General features: G+C 72.6%; 5 protein-coding genes and 1 pseudogene. 3 read left to right on the top strand and 3 right to left on the bottom strand.

The genetic code is table 11. The features are described from left to right. Positions 1-471: 471 nt before the first annotated feature. Together AOK18_RS13860 and AOK18_RS13855 are read left to right on the top strand one after the other, a co-directional pair. Complete coding sequence (locus AOK18_RS13860; protein ID WP_055571326.1) at positions 472-1,860, top strand: NAD(P)/FAD-dependent oxidoreductase; 1,389 nt, start codon at positions 472-474, stop codon at positions 1,858-1,860. Positions 1,861-2,239: 379 nt separating this feature from the next. Further along, positions 2,240-3,538, top strand: a complete 1,299-nt coding sequence (locus tag AOK18_RS13855) for an SAM-dependent methyltransferase (RefSeq protein ID WP_055694553.1) — start codon at positions 2,240-2,242, stop codon at positions 3,536-3,538. A 122-nt stretch (positions 3,539-3,660) separates the two neighbouring features. Here the strand turns inward: AOK18_RS13855 and AOK18_RS13850 are convergent, their stop codons facing one another. Continuing rightward, on the bottom strand, positions 3,661-6,201 hold the full coding sequence (locus AOK18_RS13850) for an ABC transporter permease (protein ID WP_055694552.1): 2,541 nt from the start codon (positions 6,199-6,201) through the stop codon (positions 3,661-3,663). Further along, on the bottom strand, positions 6,198-6,986 hold the full coding sequence (locus tag AOK18_RS13845; RefSeq protein WP_055694551.1) for an ABC transporter ATP-binding protein: 789 nt from the start codon (positions 6,984-6,986) through the stop codon (positions 6,198-6,200). The genes AOK18_RS13850 and AOK18_RS13845 overlap by 4 nt, the downstream gene beginning before the upstream one ends. A gap of 477 nt (positions 6,987-7,463) precedes the next feature. On the opposite strand from AOK18_RS13845, the gene AOK18_RS13840 reads away from it, so the two are divergent. Continuing rightward, the gene (locus AOK18_RS13840) at positions 7,464-7,958 is read left to right on the top strand and encodes a GNAT family N-acetyltransferase (RefSeq protein WP_055694550.1); all 495 of its coding nucleotides are present in this window, start codon (positions 7,464-7,466) and stop codon (positions 7,956-7,958) included. Between the two features lie 275 nt (positions 7,959-8,233). On the opposite strand, the pseudogene AOK18_RS13835 reads toward AOK18_RS13840, so the two are convergent. Then, positions 8,234-9,417: pseudogene (locus AOK18_RS13835) on the bottom strand (SUKH-4 family immunity protein); the annotation flags it as partial.

Below are 9,417 nucleotides of genomic sequence, written 5' to 3'. Positions count from 1 at the left end.
CGGGACCGGGGGGAGTCGCGTGCGCGGGGCATCCCCGCCGGGTGCCGGCGGCACTCCGCTGAGCAGGATGGATACCGTTTGAGCGGCTGGGGGAAGGGGCCGACCGGCCCTTTCGGGGGCCGTCGGCGGAAAGGTTCGTGAAGTTCTTCACAAGGAAATTGCCCCGGTAGGTCGAAGAACTGGGTCCGGTTGACCCTTTCGGACCCCCTGGACCACTTTGAACATGTTCAGAAGGTGGGGGCGGCCGGTGGCCGGGTGGTCGCCCCTAGGGCCCCGCGAGAGGGCTCACAGCGTCACCGGAACCGAAGAGAGGCAGCTCACGCGGCATTGACAACGGGTCGCGCATGGTCGTGGTTCCCGATTCCCGGCATGGGCTTGATCACAAAAGCCGGGAAGTGTAACACGACCGCCGGGCAAGCTTGTGAAGGGGCGCACGAACGTGCCCCCTCGGGCGGGTGGATACTCGATGGCATGAGCACCACGGAGCGTCCCAGGATCCTCGTAGTAGGCGGTGGGTACGTAGGCCTGTACGCAGCTCGGCGCATCCAGAAGAAGATGCGTTACGGCGAGGCGACCGTCACCGTCGTCGACCCGCGGTCGTACATGACCTACCAGCCCTTCCTGCCCGAAGCCGCCGCCGGCAACATCTCCCCGCGGCACGTCGTCGTCCCCCTGCGACGCGTGCTCCCCAAGGCGGAGGTCCTCACCGGCCGGGTCACCACCATCGACCAGGACCGCAAGGTCGCCACGGTCGCGCCGCTCGTCGGCGAGGCCTACGAGCTGCCCTTCGACTACCTGATCATCGCGATGGGCGCGGTCTCCCGCACCTTCCCGATCCCCGGCCTCGCCGAGCAGGGCATCGGCATGAAGGGCATCGAGGAGGCCATCGGCCTGCGCAACCACGTCCTCGAGCAGCTCGACAAGGCCGACTCCACCACGGACGAGGAGATCCGCCGCAAGGCGCTCACCTTCGTCTTCGTCGGCGGCGGCTTCGCGGGTGCGGAGACCATCGGCGAGGTCGAGGACATGGCCCGGGACGCGGCCAAGTACTACAGGAACGTCTCCCGCGAGGACATGCGCTTCGTCCTCGTCGACGCCGCCGACAAGATCCTCCCCGAGGTGGGTCCCAAGCTCGGCAAGTACGGCAAGGAGCACCTCGAGAGCCGCGGTGTCGAGGTCTACCTCTCCACCTCCATGGACTCCTGCGTCGACGGCCACGTCGTGCTGAAGAACGGCCTCGAGGTCGACTCCAACACCATCGTGTGGACGGCCGGCGTCAAGCCGAACCCGGCGCTGGCCCGCTTCGGCCTCCCGCTGGGCCCGCGCGGCCACGTCGACACCCAGCCGACCCTCCAGGTCACCGGCACCGACTACATCTGGGCCGCGGGCGACAACGCCCAGGTGCCGGACCTCGTGGGCCGCAAGGCCGGCAACGAGAACGCCTGGTGCCCGCCGAACGCCCAGCACGCCCTGCGCCAGGCCAAGGTCCTCGGCGACAACGTGGTCTCCGGCATGCGGGGCTTCCCGCAGAAGGAGTACAGCCACGCCAACAAGGGCGCCGTGGCGGGCCTCGGCCTGCACAAGGGCGTCGCGATGATCGTCGTGGGCAAGGTGAAGATCAAGCTCAAGGGCCGGCTCGCCTGGTACATGCACCGTGGCTACCACGGTCTCGCGATGCCGACCTGGAACCGCAAGATCCGCGTCTTCGCCGACTGGACGCTCGCCGTGTTCCTCAAGCGCGAGGTCGTCTCGCTGGGCGCGATCCAGTCCCCGCGCGACGAGTTCTACGAGGCCGCGAAGCCGGCGCCGCTGCCCGCGGCCGCCAAGAAGGAGACGGCCGAGAAGGCCAACGCCTCCTGACGCCGGGCCGACCGACCGCCGGTCGCCCGGCCCGCAGGCCCCCGGGCCCGCACACGGCCGGGCGACCTCCGGTCCGCCCGATCCTCCGATCGCCCGATCCTCCGGTCCGTCCGGTCCGCGTCCCGTTCGGCGCTCCCGCGCCGGGCACCGGACTCCGGGCCACCGGCCGGGCCGTCCCCGGCTCCCGGAAGGGCCGCCCGCCATCCGTGGTGCGGGCGGCCCTTCCGGCGTTTCACCCCCTCGTGACGCGCGCCGAGGACCACGGCGCGCCCCTCAGGTGTTTACGTGGTGACGACATGCCGGGCCACGGCCCTCCCCGAGCCTGGGCCCGCGCCCCGGCGCCGTCCGGGCCGGGGACGCCCCATCGGAGGTGTACACCATGACAGACGCCGCCCCGCGGCTGAAGGACCTCGTCGAACAGCTGACGGGCACACCGCTCCCGCTGCGCGTCCGCGCCTGGGACGGATCGCAGGCCGGGCCGCCGGACGCCCCGGTCCTCGTCGTACGCAACCGCCGCGCCGTGCGCCACCTGCTGTGGAAACCGGGGGAACTCGGCCTCGCCCGCGCCTGGGTGTCCGGCGACCTGGACGTTGAGGGCGACCTGTACGCCGCCCTCGCCCTCGTCGCCGGCCTCCTCTGGGAGCGCGGCGAGGACGCCCCCACCCCCGCCCGGTCCCTGCGCGACCCCGAGACCCGGGCGGCCGTCCGCGGCCTCGTCGCGCTGGCCGGTCCGCCGCTGCCGCCCGGCCCGCCCCCGGAGGAGATCCGCAGGCCCCGTCGCGGCCTGCACACCAAGCGCAGCGACCGGCGCGCCATCAGCCACCACTACGACGTCGGCAACGACTTCTACGAACTCGTCCTCGGTCCGTCCATGGTGTACTCCTGCGCCTACTGGCCCGCCCCGCCCCCGCGGGCCACCCTCGAAGGGGCCCAGCACGACAAACTCGAACTCGTCTGCCGCAAGCTCGGCCTGACGCCCGGCCGGCGGCTGCTGGACGTCGGCTGCGGCTGGGGCTCCATGGCGGTCCACGCCGCCCGCGAGCACGGCGTGCGCGTCGTCGGCGTCACGCTCTCCCGGGAACAGGCCGCGTACGCCCGCAAGCGCGTCGCCGGCGAGGGGCTCACCGATCGGGTCGAGATCCGCGTCCAGGACTACCGTGACGTCACCGACGGCCCCTACGACGCGATCTCCTCGATCGGCATGGCCGAACACGTCGGCTCCCCGCGCTACCTGGAGTACGCCACCGCTCTGCACCGTCTCCTCGTGCCCGGCGGACGGCTGCTGAACCACCAGATCGCACGCCGCCCGCACCGGGACGAGAGGGACTACGAACTGAACCCGTTCATCGACGCCTACGTCTTCCCCGACGGCGAACTCGCCGCACTCGGCACCACCGTGTCCCTGCTGGAGCGGGCCGGCTTCGAGACGCGCGACGTCGAGTCGATCCGCGAGCACTACGCCCTCACCCTGCGCCGCTGGGTGGCGAACCTGGAGGCCGGCTGGGACCGGGCCGTCACGCTCGCCGGGCCGGGCCGGGCCCGCGTCTGGCGGCTGTACATGGCCGCCTCCGCGCTCGCCTTCGAACGCAACCGCCTCGGCGTCAACCAGATCCTGGCCGTGAAGCCCCCCGGGTCCGGCGCCTCCGGCCTGCCCCTGCGCGCCCGCACCTGGAACTGACCACCGCCGCCCCGCTCCCCGGCACGGCCGGGGCACGGCGCGGCAGGCACGGCGACGGGCCCCGCCCCGGTGACCGCCACCGGGACGGGGCCCGCGCCCCGCCCTTCCGCACCGCCGCGCCGCTACTCCGCCTTGATGGCCTGGAGCATGTTCAGCCGTGCCGCCCGCCGGGCGGGCCACAGGGCCGCGAGCACGCCCACGACGCCGGCCAGCAGCAGGAAGACCGCCATCCGGCCCCAGGGCAGGACCAGTTCGTACGTCGCCATCCTCGAGCCCACCAGTTCTCCGGCCGCCCAGCCGAAGAACACGCCCAGGCCGATGCCGAGCACCCCGCCGAACAGGGAGATCACCAGGGACTCCAGGCGGACCATCCGCTTGACGCCCCCGCGGTCCAGGCCGATCGCGCGGAGCATGCCGATCTCCTGGGAGCGCTCGAACACCGACATGGCCAGGGTGTTGACGACGCCGAGCACCGCGACGAGCACGGCCATCGCCAGCAGCCCGTAGACCATGTTCAGGATCAGCGTGAACATGGACGCCAGTTCGTTGGAGATGTCCTTCTTGTCCTGCACCTTGATGGCGGGGTTGGTGCCGAGGGCCTCCACCAGCCGGTCCTTCGCCGCGTCGGAGGCCCCGCCGGAGGTCTTCACCATGACCTGCATGTCGATCGGGTCCGGCTGGTGCGGGGCGAGGGCCGCGAGGTCGAGCATGATGCCGCGGAACATCTCGTTGCCCTCGTAGATCCCGGCGACCGTCAGCTCCTGCTTCCCGCCGTTCTCGTGGGTGAGGGTGAAGTCCGAGCCGACCTTCCAGCCGTGGTCCCCGGCCGTCCCGTGGTCGACGACGATCCGCGTGCCGGCCACCTCGAAGGCGCCGTCGCGGACCGGGAAGTCGGTCAGCTCGCCGATCGAGGAGCCGTCGACGCCGGTCAGGAACACCGTTTGCCCGTCGAAGCGGGCGGGCGCGTTGCGCAGCGGGCTGCTGGCGGTGACGCCGTCGGACCGCTCCAGCGTCCGTGCGACGTCCGGCGACAGCCAGTTGCCGTTCGCCATCGACACCACGTAGTCGGCCCTGATCGCGGAGGCGGCCATCTTGTCGATGGCGTTCTGCAGGCTGCCCGCCACCACCGTCATCCCGGTGATCAGGGTGAGCCCGATCATCAGCGCGGACGCGGTCGCGGCGGTACGGCGCGGGTTGCGCACCGCGTTCTGCCGGGCCAGCTTCCCGGGCGTCCCGAAGAAGCGCAGCACCGGCGCCGCGGCGGCGATCAGCGGACGGGACAACAGCGGGGTCAGGATGAACACGCCGATGATCAGCAGCACCGCGCCGAGGGCCATGGGGACCTGGCCGTCCGAGCCGTCCATCGTCGTGGCCGCGAGGACCACCGCGACGCCGGCGCCCGAGAAGAGCGCGCCCAGGGTGTTGCGCAGCACCAGCGACTTGGTGGTCGCACCGGCGTGCACGGAGTTCATCGCCGCCACCGGCGGGATCTTCGCGGCCCGGCGGCCGGGCAGCCACGCGGCGAGCATGGTGATCAGGACGCCGACCGCGAACGCCGTGGCGACGGTGCCGGGCGTGACCACCAGCGGGCCGGCGGGCACGGTCGCCTCGAACGTCCCCATCAGGGCCCGCAGTCCGGCCCCGATGCCGACACCGGTGAGCAGCCCGACCACGGCGGCGACGACGCCCAGGAGCAGCGCCTCGATCAGCACCGAGCGGTTGACCTGCTTGCGGGAGGAGCCGATGGCCCGCATCAGGCCGATCTCCCGGGTGCGCTGGGCGACCAGCATGGAGAACGTGTTGATGATCAGGAAGATGCCGACGAGGAACGCGATCCCGGCGAAGCCGAGCATCGCGTACTTCATGACGCTCATGAAGCCCTCGACGTCCTTCTGGCCGGCCTCCGCGCTCTCCTGCGCGGTCAGCACCTTGTAGTCGCCGCCCAGCGCGGCCGTGACGTCCTTCTTCAGCTGCGCGTCGCTGACGCCGTCGGCGGCCGTGGCGTTGACGTTGGTGAAGACGCCGCTCTCACCGATCAGGACCTGCTGGGCGGTCTTCGTGTCCAGGAAGAAGAGCGCGGCGCCGGGGTTGGTGACGGACCAGTCGGCGATGCCGGAGATCTTCGCGGTGTGCGTGCCGACCACGCTGATCACGCCGATCTCGTCACCGAGCTCCAGGCCGTGCTTGTCGGCGGTGTCGGCGTCGACCATGATCTGCTCGGGGCCCTCGGGCGCCGCACCGGAGGTGATCTCCATGGTGCGGGCGTCGTTGGCGGTCCAGTTGCCGACGATGGTCGGCCCGCCGCTGGTGGGCGAGAGGCTCTCCTTGTCGCCGTCGACGACGGTCAGCGAGGTCGAGTGCAGCGCCCCCTCCGCCGACTCCACCCCCTCCACGTCCCGCACGTCGGCGAGCACGGAGGCCGGTACGACCGGCGGCTTGCCGTTGTCGGAGGTCGTCTCGCCGCCGTCGGAGGCGTCCTTGGCGCTGACCGTGACGTCCGACGCGGTGGCCGCGAACAGCTTGTCGAACGTCGTGGACATCGTGTCCGTGAACACGAGGGTGCCGCACACGAACGCCACCGACAGCAGCACCGCCACCGCCGACAGCGCCATCCGCCCCTTGTGGGCGAGGAAGTTGCGCAGCGAGGTCTTCAGGACGGTCATGACGTGCGCCCCCGGGCGTCGAAGTCCTTCATGCGGTCCAGGACCTGCTCGGCCGTCGGCTGGTGCATCTCGTCGACGATGCGGCCGTCGGCGAGGTACAGCACCCGGTCCGCGTAGGAGGCGGCGACCGGGTCGTGCGTGACCATCACGATGGTCTGGCCCAGGTCGTCGACCGAGCGGCGCAGGAAGCCGAGGACCTCGGCACCCGCACGCGAGTCGAGGTTCCCGGTCGGCTCGTCACCGAAGATGATCTCCGGCCGGGCCGCCAGCGCCCGCGCCACCGCCACCCGCTGCTGCTGACCGCCGGAGAGCTGGGTGGGCCGGTGCTTCAGCCGCTCGGCCAGCCCCACGGTCTCCACCACCCGCTCCAGCCACGGCCGGTCCGGCTTGCGGCCGGCGATGTCCATGGGAAGCGTGATGTTCTCGAGGGCGTTGAGCGTCGGCAGCAGGTTGAACGCCTGGAAGATGAACCCGATCCGGTCCCGGCGCAGCCGCGTGAGCTTCTTGTCCTTCAGCCCGGTGATCTCGGTCTCGTCCAGGTAGATCTGCCCGCTGGTGACGGTGTCGAGCCCGGCCAGGCAGTGCATCAGCGTGGACTTGCCGGACCCCGAGGGGCCCATGATCGCGGTGAACCGGCCGCGGGCGATGTCCACGTCGACGTGGTCCAGGGCGACGACGCGGGTCTCACCGGACCCGTACGCCTTCACGACCTGCCGCGCCCGCGCGGCAACGGCCGTACGCCCACCGGTTCCTCCGTGCTTGGGAAGGGTCACAGCCGATGTCACGGTAAGTCTCCTATGTCGGTCAGCGGATGGGAAGGCGGTGCCGGGGCGACCGTCCTCGTGTCCGGCGGCCGTCTCGTGCGTGTTCGTTCGACGTGCTTCAGTCTGGCGGCGGGGAAGGCCGGGCGCCCTGGTGCCCGGCGCAGTCTTCTCCTGGGGAAAACCCCACCCCCGAAGGTGTGTTCCGCCGCCCCCCAGCGGCGTAAAGCCAGGTTAAGGACCGCCCCCGCCCCTTCTCGTCCTCCGTCGGTACGACCCCTCCCCGAGCCGTAGTACGGAGGTACCCCTAAGGGCTCTCCACCGTCAGGCGGAGCACTTCTCGGGGTCGCCTCGTCCCCGGGTCCCGGTCAGCCTGCACCCTTCCGCCGCGTGAGGGTCAAGCGCGGGGCCGGTCACCGCAGCCGGGGCGGGGCGTCCCCCCTCCCCCGCACCCGCGGAAATCCCGGTGCCCGGGGGACGGCCGTTCCCTACCCTTCGGGCATGGTGACCCTGGAACGCCTCCGCGCCGAGCACGCGCCCGCCCTGCTCGCCTTCGAACGCGACAACCGCGCCTACTTCGCCCGCTCGGTACCGGACCGGGGGGACGCCTACTTCACACCGGCCGGTTTCGCCGCCCGCCACGCGTCCCTCCTGGCCGAACAGGAGGCGGGCACCTGCCACTTCCACGTCGTCCTGGACGGGAGCGGGAACCTCGCGGGCCGGGTGAACCTGATCGACGCGGCGGAGGGTTCGGCGGAACTCGGCTACCGCGTGGGGGAACGCTCGGCCGGCCGGGGCGTGGCCACGGTGGCCGTCGCACGAGCCTGCCACCTGGCCCGGGCCCGCTACTCCCTCACGGTCCTCACCGCGGTCACCACCCTGGACAACCCGGCCTCGGCGGCCGTCCTCACCCGCAGCGCCTTCGTCCGCGTGGCGGACACCGTCGTCGACGGCCGCCCGGGAGCGAGCTACATCCGCCGCCTGCCCGCACCCTGACACGGCGTCACCCGCCGTTCCGCGGCCCCCGGCCCCTGACGCGCGTCCGGACCCCGGCACGCGGCTGCCCCCGGCATGCGGCCGGACCCCGGCACGCGGCTGCCCCCGGCATGCGGCCGGACTCCGGCGCGCGATCGGACCCCGGCATGCGGCCGGACTCCGGCGCGCGATCGGACCCCGGCATGCGGCCGGGCCCGGCCGGGACACAGGTGTCCGACCGGGCCCGGCTCCTCACCCTCCGCGGGAGCGTCCGCGTCAACGGCGGCGGGGGCCGCTCACAGCAGTCCGTCCCACATCTGCTCCAGCAGCACCGACCACCAGCTCTCCGGCGAACCGAGCGCCGCGGGGTCCAGCGCCGCCAGCTGCATCTGGAAGTCGACGGTCCAGCGGCCCGCCTGCTCCTGGTTCAGACCGAACCGCAGCCGCCACATCCGCCCCAGCAACGCCAGGCAGCGGGCGAACTCCGGCAGCCCCGTGTTCACGAACTGCGGCGGTACGGGCGCACCGCCCGGTCCCGCCTCCACCGGCACCGCGACGATGTTCGCCGTGCCGTACTGCACACAGACCGCCTTGCCGAAGTCGCTGCCCATGACGAGGTACGAGCCCGCGTCCGAGGCCGGCCGCACACCCCGTTCCGCGGCCAGCTCCGCCAGCGTCGGCACCGGACGCCCCGGCTGGGCCTGCGCCCAGAAGAACGGGCCCATGTCCAGAGGCAGTCCGGCGACCACCAGCGTGTGCGCCACGATCGGCGGCACGCCCTGCCGGGACACCGCCTGCTGCTCGAACCGGAACACCCCCGGCCCGAACGCCCCCGCCATCTCCTGCGCGACGGCCTCCGGCGGAACCGGCGGCGCCGGCTGCACCGGCGTCAGCGGCGCGCGCACCGGCGCCGGCCGGGCGGGCCCGTCCGCCACCTGATGCAGCTCACCCTGGTGGGCGAGCAGTTGCTGCATGCCCTGCTGACGGCTCGCCTGGTCGGTGCCGTACGGGGCGATGTTCGTGATCCGGGCCTGCGGCCACTGCTCCCGGATCATCCGCGCACAGTACGCGCCCGGAAGCTCGCACGACTCCAACTCGGTGTGCAGCTCCAGCACCTGGTCCGGCGGCACGTTCATCGCACGCAGTTCGTGGAAGATCTGCCACTCCGGGTGCGGCGTGCCCGGCGCCGAACGCCGGATCAGCTGCTGCTCGGACCCGTCCTGCGCGCGGTAGCGCAGCACGGCCTGGTACCCGGGGCCGACCGTCGGCTGCCCGGCCGGCTGCGGCGGGTAGCCGTACGCCGGCGGCCGGCCGGGGCCGGCGTGCCTCCGCCGCCGGCCGCGGGGCCGGACAGGACGGTCTCCGCGTGGTGCACGGTGCCCCGCCCGCCTCCCGGAGCACCCGGAGCACCGGGGGCACCGGGAGGCGGGCGGGGCACCGTGCACCACGCGGAGACCGTCCTGTCCGGCCCCGCGGCCGG

This window comes from Streptomyces prasinopilosus (genome assembly GCF_001419695.1).
GTDB lineage: Bacteria > Actinomycetota > Actinomycetes > Streptomycetales > Streptomycetaceae > Streptomyces > Streptomyces prasinopilosus.
This window is presented reverse-complemented; position numbering and strand designations above follow the sequence as displayed.

Excerpts from the sequence above, each read along its gene's own strand:
- AOK18_RS13850 (WP_055694552.1), bottom strand. The coding sequence starts at position 6,201 with ATGACCGTCCTGAAGACCTCGCTGCGCAACTTCCTCGCCCACAAGGGG.
- AOK18_RS13840 (WP_055694550.1), top strand. The coding sequence starts at position 7,464 with ATGGTGACCCTGGAACGCCTCCGCGCCGAGCACGCGCCCGCCCTGCTC.
- AOK18_RS13860 (WP_055571326.1), top strand. The coding sequence starts at position 472 with ATGAGCACCACGGAGCGTCCCAGGATCCTCGTAGTAGGCGGTGGGTAC.
- AOK18_RS13855 (WP_055694553.1), top strand. The coding sequence starts at position 2,240 with ATGACAGACGCCGCCCCGCGGCTGAAGGACCTCGTCGAACAGCTGACG.